The 18,738-nt window shown below is 68.3% G+C and carries 17 protein-coding genes and 1 pseudogene; 8 read left to right on the forward strand and 10 right to left on the reverse strand.

Features of this window, described 5'->3' with window-relative positions; translation table 11 throughout:
* Nucleotides 1-343: 343 nt before the first annotated feature.
* Nucleotides 344-1,468: an NAD(P)-binding domain-containing protein gene (locus ACFWBQ_RS21955; protein WP_385491500.1), complete on the reverse strand. Its 1,125-nt coding sequence runs from the start codon at nt 1,466-1,468 to the stop codon at nt 344-346.
* 83 nt (nt 1,469-1,551) lie between these two features.
* Here ACFWBQ_RS21955 and ACFWBQ_RS21960 point away from each other — a divergent pair, with 83 nt between their 5' ends.
* A complete protein-coding gene (locus ACFWBQ_RS21960) occupies nt 1,552-1,974 on the forward strand; it encodes a secondary thiamine-phosphate synthase enzyme YjbQ (protein WP_385491503.1) in 423 nt (140 codons plus the stop codon).
* Between the two features lie 656 nt (nt 1,975-2,630).
* Here the strand turns inward: ACFWBQ_RS21960 and ACFWBQ_RS21965 are convergent.
* Both ACFWBQ_RS21965 and ACFWBQ_RS21970 read right to left on the reverse strand, forming a co-directional pair.
* Nucleotides 2,631-3,893 (reverse strand): DUF6357 family protein, encoded by a 1,263-nt coding sequence (locus ACFWBQ_RS21965; protein ID WP_385491506.1) that lies wholly within the window; start codon nt 3,891-3,893, stop codon nt 2,631-2,633.
* Between the two features lie 348 nt (nt 3,894-4,241).
* Entirely contained in the window at nt 4,242-4,895 is a 654-nt protein-coding gene (locus ACFWBQ_RS21970; RefSeq protein WP_385491509.1) for a hypothetical protein, read from the reverse strand.
* Nucleotides 4,896-4,955: 60 nt separating this feature from the next.
* Between ACFWBQ_RS21970 and ACFWBQ_RS21975 the strand changes: the two genes are divergently transcribed.
* Nucleotides 4,956-5,105 carry a hypothetical protein gene (locus ACFWBQ_RS21975; RefSeq protein ID WP_385491512.1) on the forward strand — a complete coding sequence of 50 codons (150 nt, stop codon included), beginning with the start codon at nt 4,956-4,958 and terminating at the stop codon, nt 5,103-5,105.
* A gap of 1,020 nt (nt 5,106-6,125) precedes the next feature.
* Here ACFWBQ_RS21975 and ACFWBQ_RS21980 read toward each other — a convergent pair.
* From ACFWBQ_RS21980 to ACFWBQ_RS22005, 6 genes and pseudogenes are all read right to left on the reverse strand, one after another.
* Nucleotides 6,126-6,566: a hypothetical protein gene (locus ACFWBQ_RS21980; protein ID WP_385491515.1), complete on the reverse strand. Its 441-nt coding sequence runs from the start codon at nt 6,564-6,566 to the stop codon at nt 6,126-6,128.
* The gene (locus ACFWBQ_RS21985; RefSeq protein ID WP_385491518.1) at nt 6,553-6,828 is read right to left on the reverse strand and encodes a hypothetical protein; all 276 of its coding nucleotides are present in this window, start codon (nt 6,826-6,828) and stop codon (nt 6,553-6,555) included. Before ACFWBQ_RS21985 ends, ACFWBQ_RS21980 begins: the two co-directional genes overlap by 14 nt.
* A 5-nt stretch (nt 6,829-6,833) precedes the next feature.
* Nucleotides 6,834-7,118, reverse strand: a complete 285-nt coding sequence (locus ACFWBQ_RS21990) for a hypothetical protein (RefSeq protein ID WP_385491521.1) — start codon at nt 7,116-7,118, stop codon at nt 6,834-6,836.
* A 147-nt stretch (nt 7,119-7,265) separates the two neighbouring features.
* Nucleotides 7,266-7,469 carry a helix-turn-helix domain-containing protein gene (locus ACFWBQ_RS21995; RefSeq protein WP_385491594.1) on the reverse strand — a complete coding sequence of 68 codons (204 nt, stop codon included), beginning with the start codon at nt 7,467-7,469 and terminating at the stop codon, nt 7,266-7,268.
* A 30-nt stretch (nt 7,470-7,499) separates the two neighbouring features.
* Nucleotides 7,500-9,008, reverse strand: a complete 1,509-nt coding sequence (locus ACFWBQ_RS22000) for a DUF4246 domain-containing protein (protein ID WP_385491524.1) — start codon at nt 9,006-9,008, stop codon at nt 7,500-7,502.
* A 435-nt stretch (nt 9,009-9,443) separates the two neighbouring features.
* Nucleotides 9,444-9,638: pseudogene (locus tag ACFWBQ_RS22005) on the reverse strand (IS630 family transposase); the annotation flags it as partial.
* Nucleotides 9,639-9,704: 66 nt separating this feature from the next.
* Here ACFWBQ_RS22005 and ACFWBQ_RS22010 point away from each other — a divergent pair.
* Nucleotides 9,705-10,013 (forward strand): immunity 53 family protein, encoded by a 309-nt coding sequence (locus tag ACFWBQ_RS22010; RefSeq protein ID WP_385491526.1) that lies wholly within the window; start codon nt 9,705-9,707, stop codon nt 10,011-10,013.
* 365 nt (nt 10,014-10,378) lie between these two features.
* Nucleotides 10,379-10,849, forward strand: a complete 471-nt coding sequence (locus tag ACFWBQ_RS22015; protein ID WP_385491529.1) for a hypothetical protein — start codon at nt 10,379-10,381, stop codon at nt 10,847-10,849.
* 12 nt (nt 10,850-10,861) lie between these two features.
* Here ACFWBQ_RS22015 and ACFWBQ_RS22020 read toward each other — a convergent pair whose 3' ends face one another.
* Nucleotides 10,862-11,566 carry a GNAT family N-acetyltransferase gene (locus tag ACFWBQ_RS22020; RefSeq protein ID WP_385491531.1) on the reverse strand — a complete coding sequence of 235 codons (705 nt, stop codon included), beginning with the start codon at nt 11,564-11,566 and terminating at the stop codon, nt 10,862-10,864.
* A 735-nt stretch (nt 11,567-12,301) separates the two neighbouring features.
* Between ACFWBQ_RS22020 and ACFWBQ_RS22025 the strand changes: the two genes are divergently transcribed.
* From ACFWBQ_RS22025 to ACFWBQ_RS22040, 4 genes are all read left to right on the forward strand, one after another.
* Complete coding sequence (locus ACFWBQ_RS22025; RefSeq protein WP_385491533.1) at nt 12,302-13,039, forward strand: DUF4232 domain-containing protein; 738 nt, start codon at nt 12,302-12,304, stop codon at nt 13,037-13,039.
* Between the two features lie 434 nt (nt 13,040-13,473).
* Nucleotides 13,474-14,040: a LemA family protein gene (locus ACFWBQ_RS22030; protein ID WP_385491535.1), complete on the forward strand. Its 567-nt coding sequence runs from the start codon at nt 13,474-13,476 to the stop codon at nt 14,038-14,040.
* Nucleotides 14,037-15,611 (forward strand): DUF2207 family protein, encoded by a 1,575-nt coding sequence (locus ACFWBQ_RS22035; RefSeq protein ID WP_385491538.1) that lies wholly within the window; start codon nt 14,037-14,039, stop codon nt 15,609-15,611. Before ACFWBQ_RS22030 ends, ACFWBQ_RS22035 begins: the two co-directional genes overlap by 4 nt.
* Before the next feature lie 604 nt (nt 15,612-16,215).
* On the forward strand, nt 16,216-18,459 hold the full coding sequence (locus ACFWBQ_RS22040) for a PQQ-binding-like beta-propeller repeat protein (protein ID WP_385491541.1): 2,244 nt from the start codon (nt 16,216-16,218) through the stop codon (nt 18,457-18,459).
* The last annotated feature ends 279 nt before the right edge of the window (nt 18,460-18,738 follow it).

Consider the following 18,738-nt stretch of genomic DNA (forward strand, 5'->3'; position numbering starts at 1 on the left):
GGCCCGGGGCCACCCCCCCCCGCGGGGTTGGCGGCCCGCCAAACCGGGGGGGGCCCCCGCCCCGGGGGGCGGGGGCGGGCCGGCGCCGGTGGAGCAATGGTCAGACGAGCCAACCCACGAAGTGGACGACACCGGCAAGCAGGTTGGTGAGGAAGTTCATTCGGTGCTTCTCCTTGTGCATGGTGCATCGGTGGGACTGCGCAGTCGCGGTCTGCAGCCCGTTGCTTGCGCCCTGTAATCATCGGGCTCCGTACCGGAGTTGATCGGCGAGAAGTGACACGATCACACGTTCTGACGAACATCCGATCCCCTGTTCGTGTGTTCTGGTGTGCTCGGTGCGGGATCAGGCGGAGATGCCTTGCGCGGCGGTCTCTCCGCTGCCGGTCCTCTCCAGCAGGCGGGTGATCGAACGGGCCGCGGCCCGTCCCGCCCGGTTGGCGCCGATCGTGCTCGCTGACGGCCCGTACCCGACGAGATGGACGCGCTCGTCCCGTACCGCCCGGGTGTTCTCCACTCCTATGCCGCCGCCCGGCTCGCGCAGCTTCAGCGGGGCAAGATGATCGACAGCGGCCCGGAAGCCGGTGGCCCACAGGATCACATCGGCCTCGACCTTCCGGCCGTCGGCCCAGGTCACTCCGTCCGGGGTGATCCGCTCGAACATGGGGAGCCGGTCGAGGACTCCCTGTTCGCGTGCGCGCCGGATACCGTCGGTCAGCGGCAGTCCGGTCACGCTCACCACGCTCTCCGGCGGAAGTCCGCGTCGCACCCGCTCCTCCACCATGGCCACGGCGGCCCGCCCCTGCTCCTCTCCGAACGGGCCCTCCCGGAACACCGGTGGCCGACGCGTCACCCAGTACGTCGCGGCTGCCACGTCGGCGATTTCCATCAGATGCTGGGTGCCCGAGGCCCCGCCACCGATCACGATCACCCGCTGTCCGGCGAACTCCTCCGGCCCCGGATAGTTGGCGGTGTGCAACTGCCGCCCACGAAAGGTCTCCTGGCCCGGATAGCGTGGCCAGAACGGTCGGCCCCAGGTGCCGGTCGCGTTGATCAGGGCGCGCGTGGCGTAGACGCCCTCGGATGTCTCGACGAGCAGCCGGCCGGCCTCTCCCTCGCTCCCCCTGCTTCCGTCGCGCACTGCGTTCACCTTCACCGGCCGGTGCACACGCAGACCGAACCGGAGTTCGTACGCGTCGAAGTACTCGGCGATCACCTCGGACGAAGGGCGCCCATCGTCGGCGCCCGTCAGCTCCATGCCGGGCAGGGAATGCATGCCGTGGACCTTGCCGTAGGTGAGCGACGGCCAGCGGTACTGCCAGGCACCGCCGGGCCGGGGGGCGTGGTCGAGTACGACGAAGTCCTGGTCGGGCTCGAGACCGGCGCGCCGCACATGGTAGGCAGCGGAGAGCCCCGCCTGCCCGGCGCCGATCACGACCACGTCCAGTTCGCGCACCCCGAAGTTGTTCACGCTTCTACCAACTGTGGACAGGTCCCGGATCTTCCCGGAATCTTCCGGGGCGCGACGCCTTGCCACCGGCGCAGAATGGAGCCATGCCCGACTCCTTCGCCACGCATCTGCTGAACATCGCCACCGGACGGACCGAGACGGTTACCGACCTGACGGCGGACTGCGAACAGTTCCTCACCCGAGTCGCTCACGGCAGGGACGGCCTGCTCAACGTTTTCGTACCTCACGCGACCGCCGGAATCGCGGTCCTGGAGACCGGAGCCGGAAGCGACGAGGACCTCCTCGCCGCCCTGCAGACTCTCCTCCCCGCCGACGACCGCTGGCGGCACCGCCACGGGAGCCCCGGCCACGGCCGCGACCATGTGCTCCCCGCCCTCGTGCCGCCGCACGCGACCCTGCCGGTGATCGGGGGACGGCTGGAGCTCGGGACATGGCAGTCGGTCTGCCTGGTCGATACCAACATCTCGAATTGCAACCGTCAGGTGCGGTTGAGCTTCCTCGGCTGAGGGCTGTCCCGTAATCCCTGGTGGATCAGCGCGCGGCGTCAGATGCGGTGCATCGCAAGGCGGAGGAGCGTCCTCCTACTGGGCGTATCCGGGCGTTCCGACAACGCAGCGAGGTGCCGTAGCTGTCGTCGTGCGCCCGCCAGGGTTTACGGGACAGCCGTTAGGCAGTCGCTTCGGTGGGACTGTAGAGGGGGAGTCCGGCCGCGCCAAATGGGCACCGCGTATTTCCAGCCTTGTGGCCGGCCTGACCGCCTGCTCACCGTCGGCCACAGGAGGGGCGCGGGGCACGAAGCAGAAGGACACACGCCCTACGGGGTGTTCATGGAGGCGCTCGATGCCTGGCCAGCCGAGCGGTCGGCGTCCGAGCGGGCGAAAGTCCGGCCGGAGTACTAGCGTTGGCCTGGTCGAGACGCTCGGGCATACGCTTGGCCTGGGTGGGGGGATCCCGAGATAATGCTGCCAGCAGATGTGTCCGCTCCCGGCGATCAGCCGGCCGACACAAAGTCGCCAAGCCGGCTCAGGGTCAGCGAGCCGGCAGGCGGAGGCAGCGGCGGCGCCCGGTGTTTACGAGTCGGGCGCCGGTGGTGAACAGTCGGAGCCGGATCCGTTTGGGTTCCCCGCCGCGGGTGGTACCGGTGAGCGCAAGCATCGGCGGACTACTTGGCGTCGCGCTGCCGGCGCGCGCGCTCGAACTCAGCGGTATCCGACATCCAAGAGCCGTGCTGTTCGAGTGAGGCGCAGCCGCCGCGGACGAAGGCGCTCACCAGGTTCCGGTACCCGCTGATTCCGTCGACCAGGCTGTACTCGACCCGGTACTCCGGATCCGACTCGCCTTCACCCTCGTGCACCGTCGTGATCCGGGCGATGGAGTCCGCGTAGAAGTGGAGCTGGATCCCTTCGCCCATCTCCTCGTCCTCGATGGTGAACACTTCGTTGTCCGCGGCAGAGCGATCGCCGACGAACTCCCAGAACTCCGCGGTGGCAGTGCGGGGATTGTCCTGGATCCACTTCTTCTCGGCGCCCTTGTCGTCGGTGAACGACAGGATCGTCTTCCTCGCACTCTCGCCGAAGCCGGCGCGGTCGCCGGCAGCCTCCTCGTCATCCTCCATGGGCGTGCTCCTGGAGCGGTCCGTGGCCTCCGAGCACATCAGGAAGCTCACGGTCCGCACCGCGTCATCGACGAGCTCAGGGTGTGCACGGCGCACGGCTGCGTCGACCGTCGTCGCCATCCGATCCCAGTCGCGCTTGTCCGTGGCGCGCTTTCCCCGTCGCGGATCGCGGCCGATCCGCATCCCGGCGCACGCCTGCTCCGCGGTCGCGATCACACGCATGACCTCCGGCAGCAGCGCGGGGTCGACGGCATCGGGCATCCGCTTCGGAACCGTCGCGCCGTGCAGGTACTGGCCCGTGTACGTCAGTATCGCGGCGTCGAGTGGACCGAGCGCTGCTCCGCGCTCGGCGCGACGGCGGTTCGCGTGGTACTCCTGAGCTCTTTTCCCGTTGGACGTCTCTGTCGCCGCGCCCATCGCCGCGCAGACCTGACCGCGCTCGAGCAGATCGATGTCAGCCCCATGGGCGATGAGCGGACCCCTGTCCCACCGGATGCGTTGGAAAAGCGCGTCGACGTCCGCGGGCGCGGAGAGGAGGACCGGGTCCAGGAGTGCGACGGCAGCGTTCTCGTCGAGCCTGCCCTGGGTTCCGGCGGCGTCGCACAGCGGAAGGACCGCACTCCACAGCAGCAGGTGTCTGGCCAGGTCCTCCCGGATCACCGCAAGATGGGCTTCCCCGATCGAGAACGTGAACGTGCGAGGCTCATGGTTGGCGTCGGCCCCGGCACCGAGCATCAGCTTCAGCTCACCGGCCTCGCGGATCACGTTCGGGATCCAGCCGCTCCTGCGCGTGAAAACTATGTCTCTCATGGACTCAGTCTTCCCCATCGGAAGAGACCAGCGAGTCCTGCCTGCACCGATCTGACCGGCCGCTTTCGTGTACACCCACGCCGCCCGGAGCGAGCAAGCCCGTCATGGTCGAGTCAGACGTCGAGCGTGAACTCCACCGAGTTCCGGTACAGCAACTTCGATCCGGCACCGATCTCGACAGGATGCGACCAGATGGGAACCGCTGACTACGCATCACCAGAGGAATACAGCAATCACTGGTCGACGCGTAGGCGAGTCATTTCCGGAACGGCACCCGCTGGACACGGTTGGCCTTGGGCCCACGGCGAGCATCAGGGCGATGTTGCAGCCCCATCCCGAACCATCTGTTCATGACCACCGTTCAAATTCGACGTCGAGGCGTATGTCGGTGCGCACCCAGACTTCGCCATCGGCGGCCTCGGCCGGGGCGTCGACTCGTTCGACACCGAGGAATTCGATCAGCTTGAGCAGTTCGGCTCGTTCAGCTCGGTCATCGCCGACATCATGCGAGTCGAAGAAGACGTAGTGCTGGTTGCTCGGGTCTACGGTGCCCGAATCTCCCCAGATCCGAGCGACTTCTTCGATTGCCGCGGCTTCGGTCGTGATCGTGGCGGCGCGGGTAGCACCGCGAGTCTCCGGTGACGCGTCGAGGTTCGCGAGGGCCGAGAACCACTGGCCGAAGTAGTCGAGGCCGGCATATCCGTTCTCGAAAAACAGCATCGCGCTCGGCAGGTAGCGATTGGCCCTGTCGACCCGGAGGTATTCCGACCGAGGCTGGTCCGCCACCTCGATCCGGGCGATCACACCTTGACCGGGCATGAGCACCAAGCTTTGGCTCGCCGGTTCGTCTTTGATGGTGTAGGTATCAGAATCTCGATTCCGGAAGAACGCGGAGAATGCTATGTACGCTTCCTGAGGGTCGCTAACGGAGACCTGCTGGTCGTTGCCATCACCGACAGCGAAGACGAACTGTTTCGGTCCGGGGTTGTAAGGGCGAGCCATATGTGTCCTTCCTTCAAGTGTGATACCTCGACCAGCGTAGTCGCACCAGAGTCGACGGACGTGACGTTCATCGCCGACGAATTGCCAGAAGAGCCGGCGGCCACGGGAGCCACAGTCCCGCGCACCGGTAGCCTCTTCGGCACGCGCACGCCCGACTTCGACTACGTCCCGGGCACGGCGAAGCGGCCGACGTTCCCGGCCCTCGCGTAACTCCCGAGTGCTACCGGAAGGCCGACCGACACACGGCGGGCGCCGTTCGCCACCGGGGACGGTGCCTCCGTGCAGGCCGCCGAGCCCGAGTTGCCGGCCGCGCAACCTGCTGGCAACAGCCTGTTCGGGGCCGCCGAGGCTTTTGCCCCGAATGCCGGCGTCCTGCGGCCCCGTTCCGGCCACGAGGTCCGCACGGGTGCCGGTGGGGACCCGCTGTCGAGCGTATGCAGGCGACGTCGCGCATCGGTACCCCACCGCCGCGCGCGGTGCGAGAGGGCGCAGGGGCGGGTGCCGCGTCATGACAGCACCTTGCCGCTGATCCGCTGTCTCGTGCGTGGCTGGGTGTGTTTGGTGACAGTCGGCCAGTCCGCGGAACGGCTTGGCCGAACGTAAGTTGTGACGCTCTTTTGCCGCCCCGGGCGTTTGACGGCCTTCTGCCAGACCTGAGAACTGCGCTTGACCTGCACTTCTTCGTTTCCCGGTCGCGGTGACATGTTTCCAATGGCTCACCACGTGAAAGCGCCGATCGGTTACCTTGACGGTTGCCTCAACGGAGATTGGTGGATACGAACGTTGACAATGCCAACCGCCAGGTGCGGCTGAGCTTCCTCGGTTAGTGGGTCGCTTCGGTGGCGCTGTAGAGGGGAAGTCCGGCCGCACCAACTGAGTGGTGCGCACAGATGCCCGTCGGTTCGCAGGTCACTGAGCCGGCTGACCGCGGCTGGCTGCGCAAACGCCCCGACGGGAGATTGGCCGGCGATACGGTCGATGCCGACGCCCTTGCCGTACAGGGCGTCGGCCTCGGCGTGAAACGGAGTGGTGGCGGAAGCGGGACGTGCTCCAGGCCGCGGAGCACGCGCTGTGTTTCCGGTTCGGCCCCCGCCATGGCTGCGGCAACCGGCGCCATCGACCCGTAGCTGAAGCTGAACACAGGCGAGCGATGTGAATCAGCTCGTGCCAGGACAGGTCGGTGTGGGCCGACTGTTCAGCTCTACGCGAGTGTGCGCTGGTGATCCCTGGTCAGCGGCGGCCGGTGGACAGGGTGACGAGGAACTGGCCGCCGCCCGGCTCGATGTCGGCGGTCACCGGCAGTCCCGGTACCAGTCGGGAGAACCGGTCCACCAGCCAATCCGCCGCCTCCTGGGCGTCCCGCCTGGTCGGACAACGGCCCACCATCTCGCGGCCCCCCTTGCGCTCCAGTCTCCCGGCAACGGTGATCAGCGGCGCGGGTTCGACCACGTACAGGCGGTCCGGCCAGGCGATGACCACCTTCACCGCGCCCTTGCGGGAATTGCATCCGCGGTGCGCGAGCCGCTCGGCGACCTTGGCCTTCCGGTCGGCAGTCCGGCTGTCGACGCTGGGCCCCCGCGGGTCGTTCACCGACTCGTCGGGGTCGACCGCTTCGTCACACACCCAGCACCGCCAGCCGTCGCGCGCGGCCACATCATCAAGGAGACTCATCCGAGCAAACTACCTGCCCGGCCGCCACCCCGCGCACCAGGGACCCGGCAAGGTCCTCACACCGGCCAACAATGCTGCAACGCCTGGCAAACAGCGTCACCGATACTTTGACCTGTGTGAATGCCGATACCTTGATGGCCCACCAAGGTATCGGGGCGGTGAGCCCGAGGGCCATCAGCGTGGCGATCCTTGAACCGGCCGCAAAGGTCTCATTGCCGGTGAACACCACCAGGTGTCCAACCCCGTCGTTGTCATGCCTCACAGACGTCAAGCCTCATTGCTATTCCCTGCCGGGAAGTCGCAGACCGAGGCCAGGAAGGCCGGCGAGACCATGTAGGGGTTGTCCTGGCCGCCGATCACCTCGACGAGGACCGCCTCGCCGACGTCCTTGAGCACCCGGATCCCGTTGCCGACACGGACCGTTAGACCGTTGCCGTCGTCGCCGTCGGCGGTGACGGTGAAGACCTCGTGGGGCGTGGACTCGATATCCTTCTCGAACGTGCTCCGCAGCTTCTTGTACGCCGCGGTTCCACCAGCCTCGACACCGCGCAAGGTCAGGTAGCCGGCACGCCGATGCCGGCGAGCAGCACACTCGGGCCACCGACCTGCTTGGCGGTGGTCGTTATCCACTGGTAGCCGCCGAGATTCCCCACCCTGGTCTCCTCATTCGAAGGTTCGGCGAAAGTACCATCACGGTGGTTAACCGGCTTCCGCCTGTTCCTGCTCTGCACGAGCACACGCAACGAGGCCGTACATCCGCGACCGGCTCATGTCGACAGCTCGCGCGACCGCCAGCCTGGTCATGTCCCCCTTGCCGAGCATCTGCATGGCCCGTGCGACCTTCTCGGGAGTGTGCGTGGGCTTGCGACCACCGATCTTCTCGCCCCGACGCTTGGCCTCCAGGCGGGCGTAGGCCTCGGGGAAGGCCTTGGTTCAGTGCTCGCAGAGGGAGAATTCTCGTTCGTAGAGCTGCTCGTTGTGTTCGTCGACGAAGAACTTGCGTTCCTGCATGAGTTGTTCGCGATAGGTTTTGGCCTGATCAAGCGTCATGGTCGAGGTGTCGGACCATGGTTGCTGCGGTGGCACATCGAATGTCGAAACGATCCTTTCCGACGGGTCGATCAGGAAGAACGCGAGAATTTTGCGATATCCCGGGCGGGTGGGGTCCGTGAGGCGGAATGAGCCGACGCGGTGTTGCAGGACGTTCGGGAACGCCAGGCAGCGGCCGGCTGGGGTCGATGCAGATCCCAGCGTCTGGTTCAGTGCGTCTTCGTCCTCCAGGCCGTAGACCTCACGCAGACCGTTGTCGTCGTTCTGTTCGTAGTGCGGGTCGTCGAGTGCCGCCCGGAAGCTCAGCCGGCTTTCGGTGATGTTCTCGCTGTCCCAGTAGTAGATGCCGGTCGAGACGATCCGCTCGTTCATCATCCCCTCGACATGCCAGGAACCGCCGGGGTACTCGGGCTTGTCCGGGGTGAGGTGAATGGTGGCGAGCTTGACGATGACCTGGAGGCGGCGGCCGTGCAGGTCGACTCGGGCGGATTTATCAGGGAAATCGGGCGGGTTGAAGGTAGGGGCGTCCGGGATGACCGGGCGGCGGTTTTCCCACCAGTCGTCCTGGGCCTCCTCCCATGCACGGAGGGCTTCTGAGTAGGCCCCATCATCGCTGTAGGATGATTTGTCCGGATGCTCCGGCTCCGAGTCGTACCACCCGAAAGGATCGGCCTTGATCCGCAGGGGCCGTGGGTGGCGCAGATCGGTGAGCACGTTCTCCAGCAGAGGGCGCAAGCGCGCGAACAAGTCCGGCAGGACGGAGGCTAGTTCGTGATGAGTCTCGGGGTGGACGTTGTTGACGTACGAACGGAAGGCGACATCGCCGTCGGCGCTGACGTCGACGTCCGTGGGCAGCCACTGGAATTTCTCCGAGAATTCGTGTGTCGAGTAGCGGTCCGTCGGGTTCTGCCAAGCCCGCTCGGGTGCGTCGCTCACCTCTCTCACCAGGCAGAACAGTGAGGGATGAACCAGATCCAGTACCTGACCGTCGGATCCGGGATGCCAGTCCTGCTCTGCTTCGGAGACCTCCTCCAGAACCCGAACCGCCTCGCGCAGCCGGCATCTGAGCTTGTCGTCGACCAGTGTGTCCGACTGCCACACCCCGTCGACGGCGGACACCTCGATGCCGGTTCGTCCGTCCCGCAGCGCGGCGTAATACACGAGTTCGGCGAGCACGTAACGAACCTGCGCTTCGGTGAGCCCTTGGGTGACCGCTTCCTGCCTCCACCTGGCGACGATGTCGGCATCGTTCATCTTGTCGAACCACCCCGGCTTCGCCCGAATGTGTGAGCTGCACTGCATCATCTGAAGTTCCCGCAGCGTTCGGGGTGTCGCGAACGATATGGAACGGGAAGCACGAAAGGGCAGCGGGAAAGCAGACAGGCCAGTCAATTCTCTTGGTCCTCCCCATCGGTGTGTGGTGGCGGGAAGGATACGTCAGCAGACTGACACCGCAGCCGCAGTCCCTGTCGTCGCTGTTTCGGGAGCCAGGGTTCGACGTAGTCGCGCGATGTCCGGTTCGCGCTCATCCGAGGCCGAGGAGCGCGAGGGGGGCGGGCGTTGCGCCGTGGGCCGGTCGTGGTGTTCTTCACTCCGGCTGTGCAAAGGGCCCCGATGGCGAGTCCTGGAGCTTGAGTGGGTCTGGTTGTAGTCGGCCTGTTGCACCATCACAGCCAGTGCTCTGACCGCATTGGTTCACCAGGTTGCAGGTCATGCTGCGACGACAAGGGGGCGTCCTTCCCAACGCATGCTTCTCGCTGCGGATTCGGGCGCGCTCTCGTCGCTGGGCTGCGAGGATGTCGGGGTGGCGGGCGTTGGCGATGCGCAGTGGATGAGATCACGCACGGTGTTCTCGTCGGCCGCCACGAGGGGCGATGACCGGCACCCGGTTCACGTCGGCCGACGCCAGCAGCATCATCGCCCGGCGGTAGCGCACCGAGCTGGTGCTGCCCGGCGCACGATCTGCTGCAGTCGTTGCCCCTCCAGATCGGTCAGTCTGCGTACTCGTAGCGGTTCCGTCATGGCTCCCCTGCAGGACGGACCAGTCACGCCCGAACCCGGCGCGCGACTCGCTTAGCATCTCCTGCCATGAGCGATGTGGAGCCCCTCCTCGACTGGCTGCAGAACTGGTACGCGCAGCAGTGCGACGGCGACTGGGAGCACGAGTGGGGCGTGAAGATCGCCACGCTCGACAACCCCGGCTGGACCATCGAGATCGATCTGGAGGAGACGGGCCTGGAAGGAAGCGAGTACCCCCACCAGGACCTCGACCGCAGCACGCAGGACTGGGTTCGCGCCTGGATCGCTGAAAAGACCTTCCACGCCGCGTGCGGCCCCGGAAACCTCGCCGAAGCTCTCACACTGTTCCGAACCTGGGCCACTACGACCACTCCCTGAACCAGGTGAACCTATGCGGTCAGAGCACTGGTGAGAGCAGGATGAGTCGGGTCCTGAACACACGAAAGAGATGGTCATGGGTGATCACGGCTGTTCTCTACGCAGCTTGATCATGCGGACACATCCGGACTGCCGCCATTCCGGGCGAAGCCGTTGACCTGCTCCTGGCAGGCAACCAGCGCTTCACCGGCGGCACGCCCCACCCACCCCAACCAGGACGCCTTCGCCGTGCCGACACAGCGTCCGCCCCGCACCCGTCCGCCGTACTGCTCGGATGTTCCGACTCCTCCCTTGCCGCCGAAATCATCTTCGTGCCGGGCTGTCCACTGGTCGTGGTCCTCGGCCAAGACGCCTGCGGGGCAGTCGTGGCCACCCGCGCCGCCGTGCAGAACGGCACGACCTCCGACGGGTACGTGCGCGACGTGATCCAGCGGGCGACCCCCAGCGTGCCGGCCGCTCGGGCAGCCGGCGTGAGCAAGGAAGACGGCTTCATCGCCGCGCACGTCTTGCCCGCCTGGTGCCACATGACGGGCCACACTCACCTCGGCCCCGTCCCCGGCGAGCGGCCGGTGTACGCCCTGGAGCTCACCGCTGACTCCCGCCCCACCCACACCCACCTCGACAGCGGCCCCATGACGAACACGCACTCCACCATCGTCGACATCACCGACACCGCCCCGGCACTCCTCCGTGAGGGCGCCGTCTCCGCACCGCGGTCAACGACGTCCTGCGCCGCCGCAGACCCGACCGGTCGCCGGAACCATGCGGGCGAGCGGTGTTCTGTGCCGATCGACACCCAGGTGGTGTCTGACCCCAGGGCGTGCACGGTCCACTGAAGCCGCAGGCCGTCAAGGGGTGCGAAAGCCGCGGAAGGTCACTTGCTTCCGGGTCTCGAAGCCGAGTCGCTCGTACAGGGCAATCGCGCCGGTGTTCGTCTCGGCCACATGCAGGAAGGGGCGTTCGCCGCGTGCCACGATGCATGTGGCGAGCGCACCCACCAGACGGGCGGCGTGCCCTCGCCCACGCGCGTCGGGAGCGGTGCAGACGGCGCTGATCTCGGTCCAGCCCGGCGGCCGGAGGCGCTCACCCGCCATTGCTACCAGGGTGCCGTCGACCCGCATACCGAGGTAGGTGCCGAGTTCGTGGGTGCGAGGCCAGAACGGCCCCGGCCCGGTCCGCGCTACGAGGCTGAGCATCTCGGGCACGTCGTCCGTGCCCAGTTCGACCACGCCGGTGTCGGGCTCGGCGCGAGGGAGGACGGACGGGCCGTCGCCGGGCCAGATCATCTGACGGCCGTCGAGGCTGAAGACCGGCTCCCAGTCGGGCGGCGGGACGGCCGGAGAGCTGAACATGTCGGCGAAGGCGCCCGGACCGAGCAACGCGGCAAGGTCGGCCCAGTCCCTTCTGTCCGGGTCGGTGGACACGGCGGAGAAGGTCGCCACTTCCGTGAGGTAGGTCGCGGCCCGGCCGAGCCGCTTGGCGAGATGCGCGTGCCGGCCGCTGAGTGACCGGCCCACCGGATCGTCGAGTGCCGACTCATCATCATTCATCATCAGGCTGTTCCTTACGTGGTGGGCCCGGGTGTCGCGCAACGCAGGCCTCGGCCAGGCCGGCGCCCGGGCTCGACATCCTGACATCCTCGATCATTTACCAACGGCGGAGCCGACCGGTGCTGTCGACCGTGAGGCCCCGGTGAGTGCCGAGGCCAAGGCGCTCCCCGCCCGTTCAGCTCACCCAGGACTTGGCCCAGATCTGAGCCGCGGTCGACAGCTGCGTGTCGTCGGAATCCTGAGCGTGAGCGAAAGCTGCGTTACTGAATGCCGAGCCGCGCGCTGACGCCGGGCACCGCGGCGTTCAGCACCAGTCCGGCGGGAGCGCCCCGCACCGCTCCTGGCGCGCCACCAGAGGCTCCTCCTTCGTGTGCGCGATGCAGGCCGGGGTGTCGAAACCGCACCAACTGAGTGGCGCGCAGGTGGGCGGATGAGCGTGCCAACAGGTTCTTCGTCTGTCTGGTGATAAAGGCTGACCGGTGTCAGTGGCGTTCAGTGAGTCCTGCGGGGAAGCGATGGCCCGGGTATGACCCGGAGCACCGCGTCCTATCCCCCCTTTTCGGGCCGTGGCGGTCGTGCCGCCAGCGTCATCGTCACGCCAGGGCATCAGTTCGTGCGAGGGCTGTAACAGACGCGGATCTGGGGTGACCGACTGATGGGCAGTAACCAGAATGGCTGTGTGGAGCTTGAGGCATCGACCGGTCCTGGGGGCTGGTCTCGGGGGAGTGGGAACACAGCATGCACGCGAAGACAGTGAGACTCGGATCGATACGTCAGGCCCTGCGCGGCACCCTCTTGGGGGCGGCCGCGGTCGCGGCGCTGCTGGGGGCTACCGCCTGCCAGGCCTCCGGGGGCGAGGACAACGCCGCCCCGTCGGCCTCCGCGTCGGCCGGGGAGAGCAAGTCGAGGAGTCCCGAGCCGTCGGGCGACTCCGGCACCGCCACCGAAACCGGCAGTGGCGGCTCGGCCGGCGACACGACCGGGGACAGCGGCGAAACCGGCGGAGGCAACGGCACCGACTACCAGGACTGCAGGGTCACCGACCTCAATACCGCGGTCGAGCTGCAGGACCCGTCCGGGGAGACCCCCCGCCACTTCCTGCTGACCGTCACCAACGGCAACAAGAAGCCCTGCGTCCTCAACGCGGCACCACTGGTGCGGCTCGGTTCCGGGAACGACGCCTCCATCGTCGAGACGCTCGGAGAGTCGGACACCGAGCCCGTCGTCGTCGAAGGAGACGGCACGGCGTACGCAGGCCTGTACATCTTCGGCAACGACGAGGGCGGCGAGGCGGAGTACGACCAGGCCGAGCGGTTCACCGCCACCCTGGTCGCCGGTGAAGGCACCGAACTCAACGGCACGCTCGTCTTCGACCTGCCCGACGGCCGATCCTCCGTCTCCTACGACGACGCGGCACGGGTGAACGGTTGGGCCGGCACCGAGGGCCTGGCGATGCGCGCGATCAACCAGCTCTGACCCCGGGCGTGCGGACCATTCGCCGGCCGGCGAATGGTCCGCACGCGGTCGGTTCCAGCGGCGTGCTCGTCGGCCTCATCCGGCCGATCGGTTCAGGCCGGCATGCCGTGGTTGCCCAAGTACAAGGGCCGTGGCCGCGCAGTCGGCGAGCTGCACGGGTCACAGGAGAAGAGCTTCCGGGCGGGGCCGGGCGACAGGGACGGGAACGGTACAGGTACGTCAGGAAGCGACCCACCGACGCCTGGCGCGAGGCCATCGAACCCTTGGACGGCGTTCTCACAGCCTGATGGTCGTTTCGCCCAGGATCACCGCCGCGAGCACGCGGAATCCCATGGGCGATCGCTCCCTGAGCCGTGCGGGCCTCGGCGGCCGGAATAAGATCGCGTCGATCGGCCAGGGGGGTCGGATCTTTTAGGGCCTCTGGGGGCGACGCTGTGGGTGTCATCGTGGGTGCGATTGTTGCGGGTTTTATCGTTGTGGGCGGATGGTGGGTTGTTCGGACCTACAACCGGCTCGTTCGGCTGCGGAATCAGACGCAGGCTTCGTGGGCGCAGATCGATGTGCAGTTGAAGCGGCGGCATGAGTTGATACCGAATCTCGTTGAGGGGGCGCGCGGCTACGCCGCTCACGAACGCGACACCTTCGAAGCGGTCACCGCCGCGCGCGGGAACGCCGTAAGCGGCGGGCTCGGTGTTACGGACCGGGCAGCCGCCGAGGACGCGCTCACCGCGACGCTGGGGAGGCTGTTCGCGCTGGGGGAGAGCTATCCGGAGCTCAAAGCGGATCAGCACTTCAGTACGGTGCAGACCGAGTTGAGGTCGGCGGAGGACAAGATCGCGTACGCGCGGCAGTTCTACAACAGCGCCGTGCAGAGCTACCACACCGCCCTCGAGAGCTTTCCGGGGAACGTCGTGGCGGGGCTGGGCGGCGCGCATGGGCGGCGGGAGTACTTCGAGGCTGTCAGCGTGGCGCAGGATGCCGTCCAGGTGAGATTCGCGTGACGCTCACCGAACAGCTCTATTGGGGCGGCGCCGGCCTGATCGTGCTCTGGCTTGCCGCCTTCGGGTTTGCGCTGGTCGCCACCCGGAACGGCGTGGTCACGCCGGGGCCCGCGACCCAGGAGTTCGGGGCCGACCCCGAACCGCCAGGCGTGGTCAGCCTGCTCGGCAATCAATGGCGGGGGGTGGAGCATGCCGCCGCGGCCACCCTGCTGGATCTCGCGGCCCGTGGGCTCGTCGAGCTGCGACAGCCGGGCGACGACCCGGCCCGTAGCACCGTGCACCTCACCGAGGCGGGCCGGGCTGCGCCGGGGCTGATGCCGTACGAGCAGCGGGTACTGGACCGCGTCACCGCCCGCGCGGCGAACGGCAGCGCACCCATCGGGGCGATCGCCTTCCGTGACGACAAGCGCGCCGCCTCCTGGAACACGGCGCTGCGCCGGGAGATCATCGCCGAGGCCCGGCTGCGCGGCCTGTCCCGGTTCCGGTTCGCACCGCTGCTCGGCAGTGCTTTGCTGATCGGTGCCTTCGTGCCCGGTGCGCTGTTCGCCGCGGCCGCGGTCATGGGAGGGCACGGCGTGCGCGCCGCGCTCTGTGTCGGTGTGGCCCCGGGGGTCGTGCTGGCCTTCCTGCTCGGCAAGGCGCTGGGCGAGCGGGCGACACCGAAGGGCCTCGAACGCGCCGGACATTGGGCTGGACTGCGAGCCTGGCTGACGGCGCACGAGGACTTCGCCCAGCTGCCGCCCGCCTCCGTGACGGTCTGGGACCGCTATCTCGCGTACGGGACCGCGCTCGGCGTCACCGTCCTGACCAGCCGGCTCCTTGGCTTCGACTCCGGCGACCGGCGACGCGTCTGGTCCTCGTACGGAGGGACCTGGCGCCCGGTGCGGATCCGCTACCCGCGGCTGCGCCCCGGCTTCGGCTGCTCGACGAGCCGGCTGCTGCAGTGGGCGGCCGCGGCGGGCGTGGTCGCGGTGGGGCTCTGGGCCTTCGCGATGCTGCGGCAGCCCGACTGGGCGGTTGCGGTCGACGCGCACAGCGGCGGCTCGCTGCGCCGGCCGGGACTGGTGCTGAGTGCCGGCTGGGTGGGCAGCGCGTTGCTCGGCCTCGTGGCGGCCGGCAAGTTCAGCCGCTGGGCGCTGTTCGTGGCGTTCCTGGCGATGATGCCCGGCAACTTCGCGAGCGGCAGCCACGGCTGGTTCAGCGATGCGGCGGCCCACGAGGGCCCCCTGCTCGGCGAGTTGGCGGCGATCGCGGCCTTCGGGGGGCTGGCAACGTACTTCCTGGCACTCGCCTGCCTGGAGCGGCGGGAGCCCGACACGATCACCGGTGAGGTGCTGCGGATGGAGTCGCGCAAGGGCAAGGAGGTGGCCCGGTTCCTGGCCCTGGACGAGGGGAACACGGACCTGACCACCGCCTGGGCGCTGCCCGCGGCCTCGCAGAGCGTCGCGACCGGCGCCCAGGTGCGGCTGAGGGTGTCGCGGGGCACCCGCACCATCCGCTCCACGGAGCTGGTGAGGGCCGCGACGCCGGAGGGCGACCGAGTGAAGGCCCCCAAGCAGGACGCCTCTTAAGGAAGAAGACGCTCCGGAGCGCCTCCGCGGTGAGGCGCTCCGGACGCCTGCTTACGTGCTCACCGCGGCCAGGGATCTCCGGCATCCGGGCCGCCGCAAGACGCAGCGCCAGCAGTACGATCCCGTACCCGTACAGCGCGCCCGGCGGCAGACGGAAGGGCTTACGTGAGCGCACACAACAACAACCGCCTCAACCAGCGCCTCGATACGTACGTGTAGGTCCAACGCCTCCGCGCCGGGGACCGCGCCCGTCTTGGCGCGCCGTGGTACACGGACGGAGAGCCAGCTGCGACGACAGATACTGGAACCGACCCAGGACGACGATGTGTGGTGGCCGGCACTGGGCAACGGTGATCCGGTGAAGCCATAGCCCCGGCATCCCATGCAACAGGCAACCGCCGCCCACAGAAGGGACTGTGGGCGGCGGTTGCCGCGTGCCATTGGCTCTGGCGGGGCTTCGTCGTGTGCGGCACGGGAGCAGCCCTGAGCTCCCTGTTCGTCACCCGCTTCGCTCTGCACCACTGCCCTGGGGCTAGTTTGTGTGCAGACAGGTACGCAGGCCCGTGGTGGCAGAGGTGCACGGGGGAACGGGAGGTCGGGAAGAGTGTCGCTGCGCGGAGGTGATCCAGCCGAGATCGGCGGTTATCCACTTGAGGCGCGGCTCGGCTCGGGTGGCATGGGCACGGTCTTTCTGGCCCGTACGAGTTCGGGGCGACCTGTCGCGATCAAACTGATCCATCAGCAGTTCGCGGGGGACGACGAGTTCCGCATCCGTTTCCGACAGGAGGTGGCGGCGGCGAGGCGGGTGAGCGGCGCGTTCACCGCCGCCGTGGTCGACGCTGAACCTGAGGCCGAGCAGCCGTGGATGGCGACGACCTACATCGAGGGGCACACGCTCGCCCAGCGCATCGCCGCGAAGGGTCCGCTGAACGGAGCGGAGCTGAGGAGGCTCGCCATCGGGCTGGCGGAGGCGCTGCGCGACATCCACCGGGTGGGGGTCGTCCACCGTGACCTGAAGCCCTCGAACGTCGTGCTCTCGCCCGAGGGCCCACGCGTCATCGACTTCGGCATTTCGCGCGCCGTGGACCAGCAGACGCTGACGATGACAGGGCGGGTCATCGGTACGCCGCCCTTCATGTCGCCGGAGCAGTTGCAGGCGCCGCGTGGTGTGGGGCCGCGGTCCGATGTCTTCTCGCTGGGGACGCTGCTGGTGTACTCGGCGACGGGCCACGGGCCCTTCGACGCGGACAGCCCGTACATGACGGCGTATCAGGTGGTGCACGAGGAGCCGTCGCTGGGTGCCGTGCCGGTGGCTCTGCGCGCGGTCGTCGAGTCGTGCCTGGACAAGAACCCCGAGGGGCGCCCCTCGGCGGACGAACTCCTCGTGCTGCTGCGGGACCTGCCGGCCGACCTCGGCGGGACCGACGCGAACGGGGTTGGCGCGGGCCGTACCCGCGACATGATCACCCAGCACCATTTCGCGGCGCGGGCCACCCCGGCGCCGACTGCCCCGACCACTGCCCCGGCCGGTCCCGATACGGGGAGCACCGGCACCTCCGTCGGCCGCCGTCTGCGTCGCCGATGGCGTCCTGTGCTCGCGGCCGCGGTCGCCGTGGCAGCGATCGGCGGGGGAGTCGTCGCGCTGAAGGCGGGCGGCTTTGGGGGGAACAGCGGCGGCGACAAGGGCAACAGCGTTGCGGCGCCGGGTGCCGCACTTCCGGACGGCTTCGAGCCGTGGCGCACGACCGTGCAGGGCGGTCTCGAGGACATCCCCGACGAGCTGCGTTGCGTCTCGCGCGGCGACGCGCTGTTCTGCGGGGGCGGCGGTGTCGTCGCGACCCGTATCAGGGCCCTGGACGGGTCGCGGGTGTGGACGGTGAAGAGCCCGGGCGTCCCCGTCCAGGGCATGCACCTGGTGGGCGCCACCGACGACACGGTGCTCGGTTACCGCTTCGCCGCCCAGGACGCCCCGCAGGACCCTCCCAGCGAGGTGGTGGCCATCGACGCGAACAACGGCAGGGAGCTGTGGTCCGTGCCGTCCGGCGCCCAGTCGATGGCCGTCACGGGTCGGACGCAGGACGCCATCGTGGTCGGCTCCGCCGTTGTGACGGTCGACGCTTCCAACTCCCGCTTCGAGGCCCGGGACGCGCACAGCGGTGAGGTCACCTGGACGACGTCGTTCCCCGCGGGTAGGCGGTGCGCTCCCGTCCCGGTGGGCCCACAGCTCTTGGCGATGTGCGCGACGGATACGGAGGTGGATGCCTCGGAGGTGCGCCACCCCACCCTGTACACGGTCGACCGCGCCTCGGGGACACTGGGCAGGCCTATCGCGGTTGACGGCCCCGCCGTGCCGATGGGCGTCGCCAAGGGCAGGCTCCTACTCCTTCAGGGGCACATGGAGGGACCGGCGCTGGCCGGCTACGACGGGGTGGCGCGGGTCGACCCGGCCTCGCGGAAGGTCACGTACTCCCGACTGGCCAAGACATACGCGGGGACGCCCGGCTTCGCGAACGGCACCGTCTATGTCAGCGGGCAGACCGGTCTCATCACAGCGCTCGACCCCGCGACCGGCCGGAAGAAGTGGTCGCGGCAGACGGGCGTGGAGGGCGCGTCGGGTCCCGTTGCGGGAGCCGACGCGCTGTATTTCAGCTCGGCCACCGGGCGGGTGGTCGCGCTGTCGCCGTACGATGGCAAACCCCTGTGGACAACAGATCCGCAGGCCGATGGTTTGACGGGCGAGCAGGGCGCAAGCCCGCGCGTGACCGTTGCGGGGCGCGTGGTGATCTTGGCCGCGGCCAAGAACACTCTCTTCGCCTTCGACGCGCAGAAGCCGCCGAAGTCGGGCTGACCCCGGCGGCACCGGACTCCGGCCGCCTTCCTGCCGTGCCGACAGTCCATGGTCGTCACGGATGCCGAGGGACGGCTGCTGTTCTGCAACCATGCCGAACCGGCCGGCTGCGCGGACATACCCACGCCCGACAGTTGGGCCTGGTCAGGCTGTTGGCCGACGGGCCCGCCGTGGGGGGCCTGGCCGATGTCGGTTACCAGGGAGTCGGTGCCCGGACGGGCGGGCGCATTTGGTGACACCACCGCACCGCAAGTTCAGGAAGAACCCGCCCGAACGGTA

Source organism: Streptomyces sp. NPDC060035, from assembly GCF_042736635.1.
In the GTDB taxonomy this organism is placed as follows: domain Bacteria; phylum Actinomycetota; class Actinomycetes; order Streptomycetales; family Streptomycetaceae; genus Streptomyces.